At 51.8% G+C, this 18,995-nt stretch carries 16 protein-coding genes; 13 read left to right on the top strand and 3 right to left on the bottom strand.

Translation table 11 applies throughout. The annotated features are described in order from the left end of the window. The first annotated feature begins 200 nt into the window (after window positions 1-200). The 13 genes from EDM55_RS17995 to EDM55_RS17935 all read left to right on the top strand — a co-directional run bounded on the left by EDM55_RS17995 (window position 201) and on the right by EDM55_RS17935 (window position 15,110). Window positions 201-941: a (Fe-S)-binding protein gene (locus EDM55_RS17995; protein ID WP_092271818.1), complete on the top strand. Its 741-nt coding sequence runs from the start codon at window positions 201-203 to the stop codon at window positions 939-941. After that, a complete protein-coding gene (locus tag EDM55_RS17990) occupies window positions 928-2,433 on the top strand; it encodes a LutB/LldF family L-lactate oxidation iron-sulfur protein (RefSeq protein ID WP_122960962.1) in 1,506 nt (501 codons plus the stop codon). The genes EDM55_RS17995 and EDM55_RS17990 overlap by 14 nt, the downstream gene beginning before the upstream one ends. After that, on the top strand, window positions 2,430-3,110 hold the full coding sequence (locus EDM55_RS17985; protein ID WP_122960961.1) for a LutC/YkgG family protein: 681 nt from the start codon (window positions 2,430-2,432) through the stop codon (window positions 3,108-3,110). The genes EDM55_RS17990 and EDM55_RS17985 overlap by 4 nt, the downstream gene beginning before the upstream one ends. Before the next feature lie 81 nt (window positions 3,111-3,191). Continuing rightward, window positions 3,192-3,908 (top strand): FadR/GntR family transcriptional regulator, encoded by a 717-nt coding sequence (locus EDM55_RS17980; protein ID WP_122960960.1) that lies wholly within the window; start codon window positions 3,192-3,194, stop codon window positions 3,906-3,908. A gap of 124 nt (window positions 3,909-4,032) precedes the next feature. Next, complete coding sequence (locus EDM55_RS17975; RefSeq protein ID WP_122960959.1) at window positions 4,033-6,069, top strand: transporter substrate-binding domain-containing protein; 2,037 nt, start codon at window positions 4,033-4,035, stop codon at window positions 6,067-6,069. Further along, the gene (locus EDM55_RS17970) at window positions 6,047-7,417 is read left to right on the top strand and encodes a sigma-54-dependent transcriptional regulator (RefSeq protein WP_092271803.1); all 1,371 of its coding nucleotides are present in this window, start codon (window positions 6,047-6,049) and stop codon (window positions 7,415-7,417) included. The genes EDM55_RS17975 and EDM55_RS17970 overlap by 23 nt, the downstream gene beginning before the upstream one ends. A 231-nt stretch (window positions 7,418-7,648) precedes the next feature. Next, entirely contained in the window at window positions 7,649-8,482 is an 834-nt protein-coding gene (locus EDM55_RS17965) for a transporter substrate-binding domain-containing protein (protein WP_092271800.1), read from the top strand. Between the two features lie 23 nt (window positions 8,483-8,505). Next, on the top strand, window positions 8,506-9,180 hold the full coding sequence (locus EDM55_RS17960) for an amino acid ABC transporter permease (RefSeq protein WP_092271797.1): 675 nt from the start codon (window positions 8,506-8,508) through the stop codon (window positions 9,178-9,180). Further along, window positions 9,180-9,938 (top strand): amino acid ABC transporter ATP-binding protein, encoded by a 759-nt coding sequence (locus EDM55_RS17955; protein ID WP_092271795.1) that lies wholly within the window; start codon window positions 9,180-9,182, stop codon window positions 9,936-9,938. Before EDM55_RS17960 ends, EDM55_RS17955 begins: the two co-directional genes overlap by 1 nt. 17 nt (window positions 9,939-9,955) lie before the next feature. Next, the gene (locus EDM55_RS17950; RefSeq protein WP_122960958.1) at window positions 9,956-10,918 is read left to right on the top strand and encodes an agmatinase family protein; all 963 of its coding nucleotides are present in this window, start codon (window positions 9,956-9,958) and stop codon (window positions 10,916-10,918) included. A gap of 201 nt (window positions 10,919-11,119) precedes the next feature. Next, the gene (gene efeO / locus EDM55_RS17945) at window positions 11,120-12,016 is read left to right on the top strand and encodes an iron uptake system protein EfeO (protein WP_092271789.1); all 897 of its coding nucleotides are present in this window, start codon (window positions 11,120-11,122) and stop codon (window positions 12,014-12,016) included. Between the two features lie 4 nt (window positions 12,017-12,020). Next, the gene (gene efeB, locus EDM55_RS17940) at window positions 12,021-13,304 is read left to right on the top strand and encodes an iron uptake transporter deferrochelatase/peroxidase subunit (protein WP_122960957.1); all 1,284 of its coding nucleotides are present in this window, start codon (window positions 12,021-12,023) and stop codon (window positions 13,302-13,304) included. An 18-nt stretch (window positions 13,305-13,322) separates the two neighbouring features. Beyond that, entirely contained in the window at window positions 13,323-15,110 is a 1,788-nt protein-coding gene (locus tag EDM55_RS17935) for an FTR1 family iron permease (protein ID WP_373863270.1), read from the top strand. 82 nt (window positions 15,111-15,192) lie between these two features. On the opposite strand, the gene EDM55_RS17930 is transcribed toward EDM55_RS17935, so the two are convergent. From EDM55_RS17930 to EDM55_RS17920, 3 genes are all read right to left on the bottom strand, one after another. After that, on the bottom strand, window positions 15,193-15,738 hold the full coding sequence (locus tag EDM55_RS17930) for a phosphoribosyltransferase family protein (RefSeq protein WP_122960955.1): 546 nt from the start codon (window positions 15,736-15,738) through the stop codon (window positions 15,193-15,195). A gap of 11 nt (window positions 15,739-15,749) precedes the next feature. Next, entirely contained in the window at window positions 15,750-16,811 is a 1,062-nt protein-coding gene (locus EDM55_RS17925; protein WP_122926370.1) for a solute carrier family 23 protein, read from the bottom strand. Between the two features lie 323 nt (window positions 16,812-17,134). Beyond that, the gene (locus EDM55_RS17920; protein ID WP_122960954.1) at window positions 17,135-18,988 is read right to left on the bottom strand and encodes an FtsX-like permease family protein; all 1,854 of its coding nucleotides are present in this window, start codon (window positions 18,986-18,988) and stop codon (window positions 17,135-17,137) included. Window positions 18,989-18,995: the final 7 nt, after the last annotated feature.

The following is an 18,995-nucleotide window of genomic DNA, read 5'->3' as shown; positions in this document are numbered from 1 at the left end:
GCTTAGCCAAGCTTTTGGGCTGAGCCTTAGTTGCACTTGTACTGGTTAAGAACCCTTGGTTCTTACTGTGCTAGAAAACTTGGCTTAGCCAAGCTTTTGGGCTAAGCCAAGCCTATCCCTAATTTATTATCTGACTATTCATTCTTCAACATGTATGATAAGCTGATAAGTATAAAAATACCAATCGAGAAGGTGGATCCGTGAAAGTCTCACTCTTTATCACCTGTTTGAGCGATGCCCTCTATCCACGTGTAGGGGAGGCCATGGTTCGCATTCTAGCTCGCCACGGCATAGAGGTCCATTTTCCGGAAGCACAGACCTGTTGTGGTCAGCCCGCATTTAACAGCGGGTATTGGGACGAAGCGAGGACATCCGCCCAGACCTTGATCCAAGCTTTTGCCGACAGTGACTACGTCATTTCTCCCTCCGGCTCCTGTACAGGCATGATTCATCATTACTACCCAAAGCTGTTTGAAAATGACCCCCAGCTGCTCGCGAAAGCCAATGCGCTTCGGGAAAAGACGTACGAATTTACCCAATTTCTCGTAAACATCCTGGGGATTACCGATCTTGGCGCTGTCTTCCCGCACAAGGTCACTTACCATCCTTCCTGCCATGGAAGCCGACTGCTCGGAATCAAGCAAGAGCCTTTGCAGCTGATGGAACAGGTAAAGGGTCTGGATCTGGTTCCGCTGCCTTTCGCTGAGGATTGCTGCGGCTTCGGCGGTACCTTCGCAGTGAAAATGAGTGATATCAGCGGGGCGATGGTCACGGAAAAAGCGGACCACGTTCTCGAGACGGAAGCAGAAGTATTGGTCGGGCTGGATCTGGGCTGTCTGATGAACATCTCCGGCAATCTGCGCTTCCGGGGAAAGCCTGTGCGGGTGATGCATCTGGCAGAGCTGCTGTACGAAGGGATGATGGCGAATGAGCACCAGTAAAGGGGTATCTGTCACGGAACGGGCCAAAGTGGCGCTAAACGATGAATTTTTGCGAAATGCCGTAAAGTACACCACAGAGAAGCTGCGGGACGGCAAAAGACAAGCATCGAGCGAGCAGGGAAACTGGGAGGAATGGCGTGAGCGTGGGCGGCAAATCCGGCTGCATACCATCTCCCATCTGGACTACTACCTGAACCAGTTCATCGAAAATGCGAAAGCCAATGGCGTACAGGTCCATTTCGCTGCCACCGCCGCCGAGGCTGCCAGCATCACACTCGGGATCGCACAAAAACGCCAGGCACGTACCGTCGTCAAATCCAAATCCATGGTTTCCGAGGAAGTCCATATTAACGAAACGCTGGAAAAAGAGGGCATGGAATCGATTGAAACCGATTTGGGTGAATACATCATCCAGCTGGCACACGAAATGCCTTCTCATATCATCATTCCCGCCATCCATAAAAACCGGGAGCAAATCGCAGAGCTCTTGTCCAAGGAAGCAGGGGAGACATTACCTCCCGACACCACCATCCTCGCCGGTTTTGTCCGCAAAAAGCTGCGCGAGAAGTTCCTCGAGGCCGACATCGGCATGACCGGATGCAACTTTGCGATCGCAGAGAGCGGCTCCATCGTCCTGTTTGAAAACGAAGGAAATGCGCGCATGGTCAGCACGGTTCCGAAGACCCAAATCACTTTGATGGGCATGGAGCGCATTATCCCGTCGTGGGACGATCTCGAGGTCATGGCGACTTTGCTCCCTCGCTCGGCAACCGGCCAGAAGCTGACCGTCTATATGTCCGGCATCAGCGGACCCAGGCGGGAAGCAGATAGCGACGGTCCCGAAGAAATGCACATCATCATCGTCGACAACGGGCGCTCCTTGCAGCTGGGCGATCCCGATTTTCAGGAGCTGTTGAACTGCATCCGCTGCGGTGCCTGCCTCAACGCCTGCCCGGTATACCGGCAGATCGGCGGACACTCCTACGGCGGGCCATACAGCGGGCCGATCGGAGCGGTACTCAAGCCGGCCCTGCAAAAAAACGTCGCGGAGTGGGATGACATCGCGAATGCCTCCAGCCTGTGCGGTGCCTGCTATGAGGCGTGTCCTGTGAAAATTCCTCTCCACGATATGCTCGTGTACCTGCGCAATCGTAAAGTAAAAGAGGGACATAAAGCCGCTGAGGAAAACCTCGGTATGAAAGGCTATGCGTATATCATGGCCAATCCGAAGCGTCTGCGCCGTGTACTCAGACTCGGCCGAGTAGGGCAGAAGCTGCTGCTGACAGACAATGTGATCAAAGCAAAAATCGGTCCGTTGAAGGGCTGGAATCAATACCGTCATACACCCGGACTGCCTGCCCAATCGTTCCGCGAGCAATGGCACTCGCTCGATCAGGAGCTGCAACAGACTCGCAGGGAAATGGACGAGACGATCAAAGCACGGCTGGAAAAGGAACGAACCCAACGTGGAAAAGGGGGCTCGCACTCATGAGCGAACAACAGCAAGCTTTTATCCAAATGATCTCCAACCGCTTGGGACGCCCGATGCCCACAGAAAAGCCGCCGCATCCCTTCAAAGGTGCACCTGACTTCTGGAAATCGTACGAGCTGGATCTCGAGCAGCGCATCGAGCTATTCCGTGACAACTGGGCAAAGGCAGGGGGGCACTCCCACCGCTTGAGCACGATGGCTGAGGTCAAGCAGTTCATCGTCGATCATGCGCAGTCACTGAAAGCCCGTCAAATCCTGCAGCAAAACCAGCCGGAGCTTTTGGCCCTTCGACTCAAGGAGCAGCTTCCCACCTGCCAAGTGACGACGTGGAGTCCGGGCAATCGTGACGAGCTGATCTCACAGGCAGCCAGTGCCGATATCGGAATCGCGCTGGTGGATCAAGCAGTCGCACATACGGGCAGCATCGTCGTCACGTCCTCTGGCAACACGGGTCGATCCGTTAGCCTCCTCCCTACTGTTTTTATCGCGATCATTCCCGTCGAGCGATTGAAGACACGACTGGGTGAGACCTTAGCCACCTTTGACGGACGGCCACGCAAGCAATTTCCCGCAGGTATTCACTTCATCTCCGGTCCCAGCCGTTCTGCGGATATCGAGAACGATCTGACTATCGGCGTTCACGGACCTGGTGTCGTCTTTGCCCTGCTGATCGGATAAAGGCCACTTTGTCCCCACCTCCCTGCCTGGCTTTGTATGCTACAATGTTGCTATTCAAAAGGAATGTACAGGAGTGTCGAGATGGACCTTTCAAAGCTGGCCAAGAAAAATCATTACGAGCATATCATCGAGCAAATCAAAGAGCTCATTCTCAGCGGAGGGCTTGCACCCGGGGATAAGCTTCCCTCCACCAAGGACCTCTCGGAACAGTTCGGTGTAGGACGTTCTACAACGCGCGAAGCCTTGAGTGCCTTGAAAGCCATGGGGCTCATCGATATTCGCCAGGGTGGCAACTGCACGGTCAAAAGTACTTCCCTCCCGTCCCCGACACTGCTTCCTGACCTTCAGCCCCTGCTCGCCAACAGACAAACCATTCTGGAGCTTCTGGAAGTGCGAAAATCTCTGGAGGTTTCCAATGCGGCCATCGCCGCCGTCAAACGCGACGAACAGGACTTGCTCCATCTCGAGCAGATTTTGACAGAAATGTCCCAGCATATGGGCAACGAAGAGGTTGGCGAAAGTACGGATCTGCGCTTTCATTCTACGCTCGCACGCTCTACCCACAACTCGATTATGGTTCAGCTGTTTGAAACGATCGCATCCCATCTGGAGCTGGTGATCCGGGAAACACGCAGGGTAGAAATTTATGCGAACCAGGCTGTCTCCCAGCAGTTTTACGAGGAGCACCGGGCTATTTTTCAGGCTTTGAAAGATCAGGATGCCCATTTGGCGCAGGCTCGCATGAAGGATCATCTGCAGCATGTCGAAGGAATCTTACTCCGCTATCTACAAGCGTAATCACAACGTTATACGCGGCTGTCCGCTCCTGCGGATGGCCTTTTTGCATATCTGCGTGCTTGTTTTTCGTTCAACAACACTTTATCCTTTTCAACAATAAGTATCGTGAACGGCGGTGCATGAGATGCTTCACCTAAAAAAAGCTGGGCTCGGCGTGCTGGCAGGACTTTTACTGCTGTTCCTCATGGGCATGACGGTTCCCAGCGAAGTCCAGCAGGACAAAGTCATCCGTATTGCAGGTGACAACAACTTCCCCCCTTTTGAATACTTCGGCTCGTCCGGCGTCTTCAGCGGATTTAACGTCGACATCATGAACGCCATCTCCATCGAAACCGGCATGCGAATTGAATTTGTTCCTCTGCCCTGGAACGAAGCTCTCGAAGCGCTGCGCGACGGACAGGTCGATGTCATACAAGGCATGAAATACAGTCCGGCTCGTGACAAGGTGTACGATTTCTCCAACCCTTACTTCTTAAGCTCGCAGGGAATCTTTGTCCGTAAAGAAAACATGCACATCTTTGAGCTCGGCGATCTGAACGGTCGAAAGGTGTCCATCCAAAAAGGGGACATCGCCATCGACCAGCTGCGGGATCATCGCCTCATCCAGTTTATCGAGACAGACAGCCAGGAAGAAGCCGTACAGCTGCTCCTGGACGGACAAGTAGATGCATTCGTAGGAAATCGCATCACGGGTCAATACTTTCTGCAGAGGAACAACCAGCAAGGCCAAATCAAAATCGTAGGCGATCCGATCAATCCCACCGACTATGGTGTGGCTGTCCTCCCGAAGAACGCGCAGCTTTTGACTGAGATCAACAAGGCGATATCCAAAATCAAGCAAAATGGCACGTACGACAAAATCGAGCGCAAATGGTTTGGCGAATACATCATGCCCAGCACGCTGAATATGGAGCGCCTGCGCCTTTATCTCGAGTGGGGCTCTGGCATCGGCCTTCTGATCGTCATGGCAATCCTATGGTGGAACCGCATGCTCAAAAAGGAAGTCAAAAGGCGTACGGCTCAAATTCATACCATCAACCGCCAATTGGAAGAAAAGATGACGCTCCTCGAGGAAAACGTGCAGTTTCAGCAGCAGCTGCTCAATAGCACATACAGCTTTTATGTGACGTTGAACCACTCGGGCAAAATTTTTTTGATGAACAGCAAAGCTGTGCATTTCCTGCAAGTGAAGCATCCTCTTATCGGCATGCCGATGAACGGAACGATTCTTGCAGAGTTTATTCCTGAAAGCCAGGTAGACGATGTGCTGCGAGAGGGCAGTACGTATCTGGAGCAAGAGATCATCTGGGAGCAGCAAGTAGACGGGCAGGCCAAACAGCTGGTGATCCGGTATAATATTTTCCCTATTTTCAACAAAGCAAAGGAAATCACAGGCGTCATCATCAACTTCCAGGATGTGACCAAGCAAAAGGATATGGATAAAAAGCTGGAGAGCGAGCACAGACTGCGTTCATTGGGACAGCTCATTTTAGGCATCGCCCACGAGATTCGCAATCCGCTGACGTCCATTCTCACGTATACGCAGCTTTTGCCAACCAAGTTTGACAACCCGAAATTTCGGGATTTCTTCGCCCAGCAAGTGCCCAACGAGATTCTGCGGCTCAACGATCTGGTGAACGACCTGCTGGAGTATGCACGTCCCAAGCCGCCAAACCCGTCTCGCTTCCGTGCGGATGAACTGATGGAGACAGTGCTTGCTTTGTGCAGCCAAAAAATCAAAGAAAAAAACATTCGCGTAACCACGAGCTTACCGTCTGAGCTGTGCATCGTAGCTGACGTCAATCAGACCAAGCAGATCTGGATCAACATTGTGCTCAACGCCATTGAATCCATGGACGAGCAAGGAAAGCTGGACATTCGCGGTTATTCCGAAGGGCAGATGGGTGTCATCGAAGTAGCCGATAACGGCCACGGCATGTCTCCCGAGGACAAATACCGCATTTTCGAGCCGTTTTTCAGTACCAAAGCCAACGGGGTAGGACTCGGGCTGTCGATTACCTACCAATTGCTCAAAGAGAACGGTGGCACCATCGACCTGACCAGTCAGCTTGGTCACGGGACTACCATGATCATTCGCTTGCCTATGCCACAGGATGAAAGAGAAGGGGGTGGCTTCTATGCACCATCTATTCGTTATTGATGATGAGCCAGCGATCTGTCAGTCACTTGAGTTTGCCCTCGAGGAAAAGTATCACGTCAACACGTTTACCGATCCAGAAGCAGCTCTCGCGTATCTGCAGCAAGTCGAAGTAGCGCTGGTCCTGTTAGACTTAAAAATCGGTGCTCATGACGGGACCGAAGTGCTCAAGGAAATCAAGCGCCTATCCCCAGACACTGTCGTGATTATGATGACCGCCTTTGGAAGCATCTCTTCCTCCGTAGAGGCTATGCGGCACGGTGCGTTTTACTATTTGACCAAGCCCCTGATGATGGACGAGCTGGACATTCTGCTCTCCAAAGCGGAAGAGTTCTACCAGCTGCAAACGCGCGTAAAATGGCTAAGCGAAGAGCTCGACAAGCTATCCGACAACTCCGGTCTGATCGGAAGCAGCAAAGCCATGCAGCAGACGCTGGATTTGATCGACAAGGTCAAAGACATCGATTCCAGCGTGTTGATCAACGGTGAAAGCGGCACGGGAAAAGAAATTGTCGCCCGCGCGATTCACTACCAGGGGCGACGCAGAAACAAGCGGTTTCAGGCGGTTAACTGCGCTGCCATCCCCGATAATTTGCTGGAATCAGAGCTGTTCGGCTATGAAAAGGGAGCCTTTACAGGAGCTATGCAAAGCAAACCGGGACAATTCGCGCTGGCAGACGGCGGAACGATCTTTCTCGATGAGATTGGCGAAATGGACATGTCCCTGCAAAGCAAGCTGCTGCGTGTCGTCCAGGAGCGAACCGTAACTCCTCTGGGGGGACTGGAAGAGAGAGCGATCAATGTGCGGATCATCGCCGCGACCAATCGGGACCTGTGGAAGGAAGTAAAGGCGAACCGGTTTCGCGAGGATTTGTACTACCGGCTCAACGTCATCCCGATCCAGCTCGCACCGCTGCGTGATCGAGAAGGGGACGTCCCGTTGCTCGTGCACTATTTCATCAAGAAAATCAGCGAGCGCATGGGCAAACCGATCGACGGCATCTCGCAGGAGGCGCTCCAGGTGCTGGAGAGCTACGATTTTCCCGGCAACATCCGAGAGCTGCAAAACATCGTGGAACGCGCGATTGCCCTCACCAGCTCGCCATTGATCGAAAAACGGGATTTGCCAAAGGATCTGCACAGCACGCAGCCCAAGCAAGTCACGGGCAAGCAAAAACTGATCCCCATCTACGTAGGGGAAACCCTCGAGCAGATCGAGAAAAAGGCTATTCTGTACACCTTGGCCCACCTGGAGGGAAATCGCCGAAAAACCGCCCAAATGCTGGACATGGGTGAACGAACGCTGCGGGATAAACTCAAAAAATATCAAGAAGAGCAAGACGACGAATAGGCAAAGCGGCAGAAATCGCCGGCGGCAAAATCCGCAGGGCGGCAATTTCTGCCGCTTTTGAGTGTTTTCTGAATTTGGCAGGTTCGACTCATTTCGCTTTGCAAATGGCTTCACACAGCGTTCTTTCTTCGTTCGTTGTACCTTTTTGTCGAGCTTTGTATCTTTGGCACGATTTTTGAATATAGCTAGTATTCGAAATTACTAAAAAGAATTCATAGGGGGTACACATCAATGAAGGGATTTCGTAAAGGATTGTTTTCTCTCTGTGCGCTGTTGATTTCCGGGGCGCTCATCGCTGGCTGCGGCTCCAAACCTGCCGAACAACCAGCTGCATCAGGTAATGGCGGTACAGCCGCAGCAGCGCCTACGGATGAAGTGCTGCAAAAAATCAAGGACACCAAAACCTTGTTGGTGGGAACCGACGCCACTTTCCAGCCATTTGAATACAAAAATGCGCAGAACGAATACGAGGGCTTCGACATCGAGCTGGTGAAGGCTGTTGCCGCTGAACTGGGAGCTGAGAAAGTAGAATTCGTAGACACCGACTTCAAAGGTCTGATCCCAGGACTGCAAGGCAAGAAGTTCGACATGATCGTATCCGCTATGTACATCACGGATGAGCGCAAGCAGACGATCGACTTCTCCCAGCCTTATTACCCAGGCGGTTTGACGATCATGGTGAAAAACGAAAATGACACCATCAAAGGTGCGGAGGACTTGAAGGGCAAAAAAGTAGCGGTCCAGATCGGTACCAAGTCTGCCAAGTTCCTGAAAGAGAAGTACCCGGAAGTGAAGCTCGTCGAAGTAGAGAAAAACGTAGAGATGTTCCTCGAGCTGGAAAGCAACCGCGTAGACGCAGTCGTAACGGGAATGCCTGCAGCCAAGGTTTACGCGAAGCAAAGCCAAAAGGTCAAAGTCCTCGATGTAGAGCTGACGCAAGAATACTACGGCTACGGCGTTCGCAAGGAAAACAAGGAATTTGTCGTGGCTCTCGATAAAGCTCTGAAAACGTTGAAAGAAAACGGCAAGCAAGACGAAATCGTAAAAAAATGGTTTGGTGAATAACGACAACATCAGGAGGTGCACCAATGGCGCTTGATTTCATGGTGATTTTTGAAGACAACAACTTAATTGCGCTTCTAGAAGGGCTATGGGTTACGGTTTCGATGACTTTCATGGCACTGATTCTAAGTGCGGTTCTGGGACTGATTATTGGTCTTGGAAGGATGTCCAAGCAAAAATGGATATCTGTACTCTGCTCCTGGTATCTGGCATGGTTTCGCGGAACACCGCTGTTGGTGCAGCTCATGATTCTCTACTACGGCTTGGCGATTGGGATGCAAGTGGATTTGAGTGCTTCTGTAGCAGGGGTACTCGGATTGGGGATGTACAGCGCAGCCTACGTATCGGAAATCGTGCGCGGAGCGATTCAATCCATCGACAAAGGACAGATGGAGGCAGGGCGTTCCCTCGGGATGAGCCATGGCAAGACGATGCTGAAGGTTATTTTGCCGCAAGCCGTGCGCCGCATGCTGCCACCGCTGTGTAACGAGTTTATCGCGTTGACCAAGAACTCTTCCCTTTTGTCCGTCATCACGGTATCTGAATTGATGCGCGCAGGCAATCTGATCGTATCGAACAATTTCCGTTACTTTGAGATTTACATCGGCATTGCCGTTCTGTATTTCCTCGTCAACTACTCCATCTCCGTCATCATCGGTCGACTGGAGCGCAAATTGAGTGTAGAGGGGGCGCGTGCCTAATGATCTCGGTGAAACGAATCCATAAATCTTACGGAAAGCTGCATGTTCTAAAGGATGTCAGCCTCAACGTGGAGCAGGGCGAGGTCGTCGTAATGATTGGACCTAGCGGCTCCGGCAAAAGCACCTTGCTCCGCTGCATGAACTACCTGGAACAAATTCAAGAGGGCTCCATCGAAATTGAAGGAAAGCCGATCGGATTGATCCAAAAGAACGGAAAGCTCGTGGAAATGCCGCAGAAGGAGCTGGACAAAGTCCGCTCCGAAGTGGGGATGGTGTTTCAAAACTTTAATCTTTTCCCCCACGTGAGCGTATTGGAAAACGTCATGATGGCGCCGATGACCGTGAAAAAAACCAAGCGCGAGGAAGCAGAAAAGCTGGCTCGCGAGCTGCTGCGCAAGGTTGGACTAGCCGAAAAGGCAGACATGTATCCCGACCAACTCTCTGGCGGACAAAAGCAGCGTGTAGCCATCGCCCGCGCTTTGGCGATGAAGCCAAAGGTCATGCTGTTTGACGAGCCTACCTCTGCGCTCGACCCCGAATTGGTGGGAGAAGTGCTGACCGTCATGAAGCAGCTGGCTGCCGAAGGAATGACGATGGTGGTCGTTACGCACGAGATGGGCTTTGCCCGTGAAGTGGCAGACCGCGTCGTCGTCATGGATGGCGGGACACTGATTGAGGACGGGACACCGGAAAAAATCTTCACTGCGCCCGATCAGCCTCGCACCCAAGCCTTCCTGAGCAAAGTATTATCTCATTAATAGAAGGAGGACATCCCATGTTTTCATATCTGACGCAGCCTCCCTTTCGATTTACCCAAGGAAAAGGCGATCCGTACGTAACTCGTCTGTCCGAGTGGGTCGAGCAGTCCTATCAGCCCGGCGAAGCCTATGATTTTGCCATTATCGGGGTGCCGCTCTCGAAAAGCTCGATCAGCTTTTCCGGCGCGCATGCCCATCCGCTGCAATTCCGTCAGCTGTTAAGCTCCTTTACGACCTATAATTTCGACGAGGATGTGGAGCTCGCGTCCTTGCGTGCCGTTGACTTGGGCGATGTGGCCATGCATGTGACGGATATTGCCTGCTGTCAGCAAAACATCGAGTCAGCCTTGCAGGAAGTTACGTCCAATGTCTCCGCGCTCCCAATCATCGTAGGCGGTGATCACTCGATTACCTATCGGGCAATCACAGGAATCAAACGAGCCAAGCCGCAGCGAATCGGCCTCATCCAGTTTGACGCTCATCTGGATGTGCGGGACACGAACTACGGCGGCACTTCCAATGGAACTCCGATGCGCAGCTTGATGGAGTCTGAGGTGATCCGCGGAGAAGATATCGTCACGATCGGTCTGCGCAGCTTCGCGAACTCCCGTGAGTACCGACAGTATGCGGAAGGCAAAGGGATGACACTGATTACAGCCAATCAAGTCAGACAGCGCGGCATCGAAGCCGTCGTCACAGAAGCCCTTCGCTACCTGGAGGCAAAATGTGATGCCATCTATATTACCTTCGATGTCGACGTCATGGATCAATCGACCGTACCTGGTGTTCCTGCCATCGGACCCGCTGGCCTGTCTTCTGTCGATTTGCTTTTCGCGGCTCACACCGTCGGCAAATCATCCAAGGTCATCGCCATGGACATGGTGTGCGTCGATCCTACCAAGGACGTACGTGACATCACCTCCCGAGTTGCGCTGCACCTATTCTTGCATTTTGCAACCGGGTATCATCAGCGAAAATAGTTTGGTAGCTCTACCATTGGCCATCGTCTATGCGATGGCTTTTCGTTTGGCTTCTTTACCCAGCAAGATCCATATCAAATTTTTCACAAAAACTATTGCAAACTTCGAAAGAAAGGAGTAAGTTTTTTGTAATTGATAATGATTTTTATTCTCGGTATATAAGCAATCATTTATATGCTACGTTAAGGGGATGTTTTTCAGATGAGTAGTAAGAAATGGGTTTATCCTTTAAGTGCAGTTGTGTTGGGCTCTTCTTTGATGCTGTCCGCGTGCGGAAACGCCGAAACAGCGAAAACAGAGACAAAACCGGAAGCCGCTCAACCCGCACAGCCAGCTGCTAGCAACGCCACTGCTCCAGCTGCTACAAATGCACCTGATCTTCAAGCTTCTATCGACAATTATCAAAAATGGGTGATCGAACAGACTGATCTGCTGGTAAAAGCAACAGAAGAATTCACCAACGCCGTAAAAGCAGGCGATATGGAGAAAGCGAAACAGCTGTACGCTCCAGCGCGTGCTTACTATGAAAAAATCGAACCGATCGCAGAATCTCTCGGCGACTTTGACCCTTGGATCGATGCGCGCGAAGGCGATGTACCCGATAACGAATGGCGCGGCTATCACAAGCTGGAAAAGGCACTGTGGGAAACAAAATCCGTTGCCGATCAGGGCCCAGTCGCGGATCAGCTGCTTCAGGACGTCAAGCAGCTGCGCGTGAAAGTAGAGAGCGTAGAAATTGATGTTAAAATGCTCGTGACAGGTGCTGTTGAGCTGCTCAACGAAGTATCTACCAGCAAAGTAACAGGGGAAGAGGAGCGTTACTCCCGTACAGATATGTACGATTTCGCAGCAAACGTAGAGGGTGCAAACGAAATCTTCAAAGTGCTGAAATCCTCCGTAGAAGCGAAGGACGCTGCTCTGGCAACCGAAATCGAGACTCGCTTTAAAGCGCTTGACGATGAAATTGCCCCTCATCGCAAAGGTGACGGCTACGTCCTCTATAACGAAATCAAAGAAGATCAGGTGAAAAAGCTCAGTCAAGCATTGGATGCATTGGCAGAACCTCTTTCCAAAATGGGAACAATCGTAGGAGGCTAACCGAATGGATACCAAACGTCTCGAAGACATTGCGAACAAGAAAATGACACGTCGGGACGCTCTGAAGCTTGCAGGAGTCGGAGGGATCGGACTCTTAGTGGGTGCTGGCGGCATGGGAGCGATCATGCAGCCGAAATCTACCCCTACGAATACAGCAACCTCCACAGGTACGGGTGCCGTAAATGGGATCGTTCCCTTTTACGGTAAGCATCAATCCGGAATCATTACACCTATGCAGGACTTTATCTGCATGGGTGCTTTTGATTTAACGGCTACCGATATAGCTGACGTACGCAAGCTGTTCCAGAGCTGGACCGCAGCATCCGCACGTATGACAGAAGGAAAAGGGGTAGGAGACGAAAGCGACAACCCTCACCTTCCACCAGAAGATACAGGAGAGAGCATTGGTCTTGACCCGATGCGCATGACCATTACCTTTGGACTTGGCGCTTCTTTCTTTGATAACCGTTTTGGCTTGTCGAGCAAACGACCGGCTCCTTTGGTCGATATGCCTCACTTTAACAGCGACGATATACGCAAAGAATGGGAAGGCGGAGACATCGTCGTCCAGGTCTGTGCCAATGATCCGCAGGTCGCCTTTCACGCCATCCGCAACCTGGCGCGGATCGCCCGTGGAAAAGCAGTGCTTCGCTGGGTGCAGGATGGCTTCCAGCGGACGAATGCATCAGACCCGGCAGGCTCTACTCCTCGCAATCTGATGGGCTTCAAGGACGGCTCGAACAACCCGAAGGTGAGCGACCCCGCAGTGGCAGACGAAATCGTATGGGCACAGTCCTCTGACGATCCGTCCTGGATGGCTGGCGGCTCTTACATGGTCATGAGAAGAATCCGCATGCGCATTGAGATCTGGGACCGCTCCTCGCTCGATGATCAGGAGAGCACCTTTGGCCGACACCGCCAATCTGGTGCGCCGCTGGGCAAAACCGGAGAGTTCGACGATTTGGAGCTGCACCGCAAAGACAGCGATGGGAATCTCATCGTCCCTTCCACCTCTCATGTCGCGCTGGCCAACATGGAAGGTAAAGTTAAAATTTTGCGGCGTGGCTATTCGTACTCGAGCGGAATGGATCCAAAAACGGGCCAGCTCGATGCCGGACTGTTGTTCGTATGCTTCAACCGCGATCCACGCAAGCAATTCATTCCGATGCAGCAGAAGCTGGCAGCCGCAGACCAGCTCAATGAATACATCACACACGTCGGCAGCGGCCTGTTTGCCTGCCTCCCCGGTGCGAGCGAAGGCGGATACATCGGAGACACGTTATTTTAATTTCCCATCAAGGATGGAGTGAACACCTTGAAACGCTATATGTTTATTGTTTGCATGTCCTTGCTGCTCTTCGCGTCGGGTCTCTCCGTCGTTCAGGCAGCACCGCTGCAGGCCGACCAGTTGAAGCAGATGATTGCCTTCTCCAGTGATGCCCTAATCAGCAGCGGGGACAAAAACTGGGACGAAGCCAAAAAGGCAGTGGCCAGTATGAAGACTCTCTGGGCTGCCAATGACGAAAGCTCCACGGAAGCCGAGTCGCTCACAGCTGCCCTGACAGAAGCGGATCAGGCTCTTGCGAAGGTCGAAGCTGATCCACAAGCTGCAAAAGCAGCGATCTCCAAGCTCGCGAAAGCAGCAGACCGCTACGTCACATCCAAGGAAGATTCGGGTCAGCCCAAGGAAAAGGCCCACAAGCAGATTGGCGCTCTTCTCCCGCTTTTGCAGGACAGTATGAAAGCTGTAGCTGCTGGTGACGGTGCCGCTGCCAAGAATGCCTACAACAGCTTCGTGAATGGCTGGTACAAAGCGGAAAACCTGGTACGGGCGGAAAATCCTCAGGTATACGGCGATATGGAAGTCAAAATCAGCGGTGCACGGATCGCGCTGAATACCGAACCACCTGACCCAGCCAAAAGCAAGGAAAAGCTGCAGGACCTGGTCACAGCCGTTGAGAACTACCTCGCCGGAAAAACAGTCGTAAGCGCCACACCGGCCTCCGGAGACCAGCCGTCCATCTCCTCCTTATTGAAGCTCTTGGACTCCGTTTCTGCCGATATCCAGAATCAGCAGGCAGAAAGCGCAACCAACAAGATGGATACCTTTATCTCCACTTGGCCGTCTGTGGAAGGCGTCGTCATGACGAAATCGCCTGCAACCTACAGCAGTATCGAGACGAAGATGGTATCCGTTCCGACACTGATTCTGTCCAGCCCTCCCAACTGGGAAAAGGCAGCTGCGTATATCGCAGAGATGAAGACCGAGCTTCAGCCATTTGCGGACTCCTCTTCCTATACCGCTTGGGATGCAGGACTGATTTTGTTCCGCGAAGGTTTAGAGGCCATTTTGATCATCGTGTCTCTGCTGACGTTCCTGAACCGATCCGGCAATGAAGACAAACGCAAATGGATCTGGTCTGGTGCCGCAGTAGGCATTATTGGATCGGCTCTCCTCGCCATAGCACTAAGCATTGTCTTTTCCAACCTGTCTACAGGCAGCTCTCGGGAGACAATCGAAGGAATAACCGGCATCATCGCTGTGCTGTTCATGCTGACTATCGGAGCTTGGCTGCACAAGAAGTCCAATTTGCAAGCATGGAACCGGTTTGTAGAAAAAACGATTGGCGAGTCATTGGCAAAAGGTACGTTGTTGTCCCTCAGCTTTACAGCATTCCTTGCCGTCATTCGTGAAGGCGCAGAAACGATTATTTTCTACATGGGGATGGCGGCTACGATCCGCATGACCGACCTTTTCATCGGGATCGGTGGTGCTCTCGTCGTACTTGCAATCATTGCTTTTGCCATCATCAAGCTGAGCGCTCGTATTCCGATTCGTCCATTCTTCCTGATCGCGAGCCTTTTGCTCTATTACATGGCGTTCAAATTCATTGGCGCGAGCATTCATGCCCTGCAAGTGACAGGCAGCCTGGCCTCACACAGCTCGGACTACCTGCTCGACGCTCCTTCGCTCGGGATATATGCAAACTGGGAAACGACTATTCCACAGCTCGTCGTATTGCTTATCGTCCTGATCAACTTCCTGCGCAATACACGGAAACGGACGGTCAAACCCCTTCCGCAAATCAATTAATCGACATGCTCGCGAAAAAAACCGCAGTCTGGGAAGGCATGCTTCCAGCGCTGCGGTTTTTCCTTTGTAGTTATAATCGTGTCTATTTATGCGGAAACAGCGGGAGCTCCTGCAGGAACAGGATGTCCGTACGCGCCGCCGCATCGCCTTCAGCCAGGATAGCTGCTCGCGCCACGACCTCGCCGCCTGCTTGTACCACCAGGTCTTCGATGGCTTTCAGCGATTTGCCCGTGCTGATCACATCATCGATGATGGCGACTCGCTTACCTTTGATCTCCCGGGCATCTGCCCCATCCAGACACAGAACCTGTTTTTTCTGCGTGGTGATGGAGAACACTTCGTTGACCAACGGCTGATCCATGTACGGCTTGATGCTTTTCCGTGCAACATAGTACTTCTTCAGGCTGAGCAAGCGCGCTATTTCATAGACGAGCGGAATCCCTTTTGCCTCTGCCGTAATCAGTACATCAACCTCGGGGAGCTTTTCAACCAACAGAGGGGCCGCCGCCGCTACAATCTCCGCATCTCCGAGAATGACAAAGCTCGCGATACTCAAATCTTCTGCTACCGGCAGAATCGGCAGCTCACGAGTGACTCCCGCTACTTCCAGCTTATAGGTTTTCTCCATGTTACACCCTCCTACATTCCAAATAGACTAATCAACGCTCTCATCAGCAGACCAGCGAGCATGCCGAAGAACGGGTCTGAAATCGCGGTAACAACCATCGTCATCCCGCCTACCAGACCAGAGGAAGCGTCTGCGCCAGTCAAAGCAGCAGTCGCGTTCCCTGGAACCGTTACAATCGCACCGAGAACAAACAAGAAGCCGGAAATCGATTCACTCGGGATATAACGGCCGATTTTAGGCAGCAAGCCTGCAAACAGAATCGCAGCCATCAGCACCATCATCAAGACACCGGAAGCAACCGGATGCGGCGCACCTGAGGTAGCTGAAATAATCGCCTCTACTGGGGCACCGCCAAACAATGCAGATACCATGTCCGCCACGCTGCTGATGACGCTGAGCGTATCGATGTTTACATCCGTCTTGGCAATTTCTCCATTAATTTGTCCAAAGGCAATATTCGCCCCGATGTTGAGACATACCATCGCCATCGCTCCACGCAGGATGGCAGGAGAGAACGTCAACTTCTGCAGCTTCAGGCGATCATTGGCTACCGGTTGGATCGCACTGCCTTGTTTCAGAATCAAAGAGACCACGCTGGACAAAATGACGGAAACCGTAACGGTGTAGACCAGATCCTTCGTCAAAAAATAGGTCAGGAGTCCGGTTGCCATCGAGGTGGCACCAACGGCCATATTATTTCGAGCCATGTCCCAGGATACACGAGCCAGCATGATTCCTACACCTGCCATCATGCCGTTCGTAATGACCGGACCGATAAAGTCGACAATTCTCTCTAAAAAGCCGAACAGACCAATAATCGTCATGATGATACCGCCCACAAAAATCATGGAGAGCCGTTCCTTCATACTCTTACCGATCGTTCCCGCAAGCGTAATCGTTTCAGCCTGGTAGGAAACGACGGCTACTGATCCTGTGACAGCGTTCCCTGCGGCACCGACCAAGAAAGCCAATGCAGTAGGAACGGATGCAAAGCCGAGAGACAGAGCCAGCAGCCCTTGCGGCAAACCGTTCAGTACCACGCTAAGCGCCGCGATAATATCCTTCCATTCCATTTTCTTTTCCCCTTTTCCAATCGAGCGATTATACAAAAAAATTCTCACGGGTTAAGTTATCATAATATCCGATCTATTTCAATTAAAATTTCTATTATTTTTCGTGTTTTAGCTAAATTATAGCATAATTAGTTGGATAACTTTCGTTTATAAATGTTATTTGCGAACGTTTCCCCTTCATGAGCGAAGCATTATACGTGCCAATATACTCGTTCTTTATAAAAAATTCTCACACACGATCGTAAGAATCCTTTCCATTCCAACTTGTCCACGCAAAAAAGCATGTGCAGGATCATACGATCTCACACATGCTTTCACTTTGGTTACGCTTCTTTTGACAGTACAATTCCGCGATAGAGCTGAACAGTAATCCCATAATAGACAGCGTAGATGAGCGCGAAAATCAGCGTCGGTATCCATAACTGGACGTAAGGCTCAAGCAGAATAACCGAGAACATTTTCATACCTACCCATACATGCAAAAGTCCCATCAAGGCCGGGAAAATAAATACGAGGAACAGCTCCTTGTAAATCGAGCCGACCAGCCAAGACTTGCGTACCCCGATCTTGCGCAGCATCTGATACCGCCCGCGATCCCGAGTCGCTCCGGAAAGAATTTTGAACATCAGGCAGCTCGCCATCATGGCGAGAAACGCAATCCCGAGGAAGAAGCCCATGAACATCGTTCCGCTCGTAAATGCGTACAGACTCTCGTACATCCCATATTTGGTCATGAGAGTGCCATCTTCCTCGGAGGAGGACAGCAGCCCGATCTGACGCTGCTGCATGGCTTTTAACTGTGGCTTGTACTTTAGAAAATCATCGACCTTCGCGAGCAGCAGTGTATGCTCATCGCCTTTCATCGCAGCGAAGGTCGACTGGTCTACGATTTGTATCTGTCTATCTCCAAGCATCGAGTAACTGGAGATGAACTCATTTCGGATGGCCTGCTCCCACTGTTCTGGAATCGGCTCGCTATCCTTCCCACTGGTGGAGGAAATACCGGCAGGCAGCTGTGCAGAGACGCGAATCGGCTGACTATCCCGACGGTACTCCGTCATGCTGTTGCTTGAGATGAGCGGCGGATGTGCGAGCAAATCCTCTTTGACATAGGAAATGGCGTTGTCGTCTATTTTATAGCGGTACGTGAGCTGTTCCTCCACCGCCATGGTTTTCAGCGCCTCCGAATCTTCTAGAGCGGGATCCTGCAGCGTGACATCGTAGACGCGAGCGACGTTTGCGATCAGGGCGACATTGTTTTGGAATGCCAGTCCACCTGCCATGGCGCCTACCCCAAGGGCGATCAGCATCGCAACGGTTGCCAGCACCTTTGTCAGGTTGTTGACGCGAAAATGCAGCTGAGCGAGCGTAAAGGCATTGAGCTTTTGATCGTTCAGCTTTTGATTTTGCTTGAGCAGCTTCATGAAAGCAGGCAACAAGGCAATGAACAACAGGTACGTCCCTACTGTGGTCGCTACAGCGCCGACCAGCAGTCCGAGTGCCAGCAGCTCCTTCATGTGAATCAGCGCGTAATAGCCCACTGCCACGAGAGCGAGCCCAAACACGGCTGCCAGTACCGTACCGACTCCGATCTCTTTTACACGGTCATGCTGCTGCTCGGAACGAATGAGGTCCAGCTCGGTAGCTCGCGCCAGACGAACCGCATTTACTGTAGAGGTAATCAAAAACAGCACTATGAAAAATTCACCTGTCATCAGCAAAGCTGGTGTGTAGAATGGCTGGTAGCCCTCCGCTGAAATATCCAGCTGATCCATCAGCAGCGATCCGATCCCACCGGCAAGCCCGATGCCTACCAAGCTTCCCACGATCAGTGAAAGGATCCCCATAGCCAGCGTTTCCAAAAACAGAATTTGGCTTATCTTCCCCCGTTTCGCTCCCAAAACCCGATACATCCCTAGCTCTTTTCGTCTGAGCGAAAGCAAAAAGGAATTGGCGTAAAAAATGTAAAAGATCGTGATGAACGCCAGTAGAAATGCACCCACATTAAACACTAGCTGAATCGAGCTTATAATAGAGTTTTCTTTGGTAAACTCGCTGTTGAGCGCAAGGGTCTGAAACATGTAAAAAACCGAGATGGAGATGACCAGCCCGATAAGCAGGACCAGGTAGTCCTTCAACATTTTGCGCATGCTCGATAGCGATAGCTTCAGTAACATCGTTCGT

The sequence above is a fragment of the Brevibacillus centrosporus genome (assembly GCF_003710815.1).
Lineage (GTDB): Bacteria > Bacillota > Bacilli > Brevibacillales > Brevibacillaceae > Brevibacillus > Brevibacillus centrosporus.
This window is presented reverse-complemented; position numbering and strand designations above follow the sequence as displayed.

Excerpts from the sequence above, each read along its gene's own strand:
- EDM55_RS17990 (WP_122960962.1), top strand. The coding sequence starts at position 928 with ATGAGCACCAGTAAAGGGGTATCTGTCACGGAACGGGCCAAAGTGGCG.
- EDM55_RS17985 (WP_122960961.1), top strand. The coding sequence starts at position 2,430 with ATGAGCGAACAACAGCAAGCTTTTATCCAAATGATCTCCAACCGCTTG.
- EDM55_RS17980 (WP_122960960.1), top strand. The coding sequence starts at position 3,192 with ATGGACCTTTCAAAGCTGGCCAAGAAAAATCATTACGAGCATATCATC.
- EDM55_RS17975 (WP_122960959.1), top strand. The coding sequence starts at position 4,033 with ATGCTTCACCTAAAAAAAGCTGGGCTCGGCGTGCTGGCAGGACTTTTA.
- EDM55_RS17970 (WP_092271803.1), top strand. The coding sequence starts at position 6,047 with ATGCACCATCTATTCGTTATTGATGATGAGCCAGCGATCTGTCAGTCA.
- EDM55_RS17965 (WP_092271800.1), top strand. The coding sequence starts at position 7,649 with ATGAAGGGATTTCGTAAAGGATTGTTTTCTCTCTGTGCGCTGTTGATT.
- EDM55_RS17960 (WP_092271797.1), top strand. The coding sequence starts at position 8,506 with ATGGCGCTTGATTTCATGGTGATTTTTGAAGACAACAACTTAATTGCG.
- EDM55_RS17955 (WP_092271795.1), top strand. The coding sequence starts at position 9,180 with ATGATCTCGGTGAAACGAATCCATAAATCTTACGGAAAGCTGCATGTT.
- EDM55_RS17950 (WP_122960958.1), top strand. The coding sequence starts at position 9,956 with ATGTTTTCATATCTGACGCAGCCTCCCTTTCGATTTACCCAAGGAAAA.
- efeO (WP_092271789.1), top strand. The coding sequence starts at position 11,120 with ATGAGTAGTAAGAAATGGGTTTATCCTTTAAGTGCAGTTGTGTTGGGC.
- efeB (WP_122960957.1), top strand. The coding sequence starts at position 12,021 with ATGGATACCAAACGTCTCGAAGACATTGCGAACAAGAAAATGACACGT.
- EDM55_RS17930 (WP_122960955.1), bottom strand. The coding sequence starts at position 15,738 with ATGGAGAAAACCTATAAGCTGGAAGTAGCGGGAGTCACTCGTGAGCTG.
- EDM55_RS17925 (WP_122926370.1), bottom strand. The coding sequence starts at position 16,811 with ATGGAATGGAAGGATATTATCGCGGCGCTTAGCGTGGTACTGAACGGT.
- EDM55_RS17920 (WP_122960954.1), bottom strand. The coding sequence starts at position 18,988 with ATGTTACTGAAGCTATCGCTATCGAGCATGCGCAAAATGTTGAAGGAC.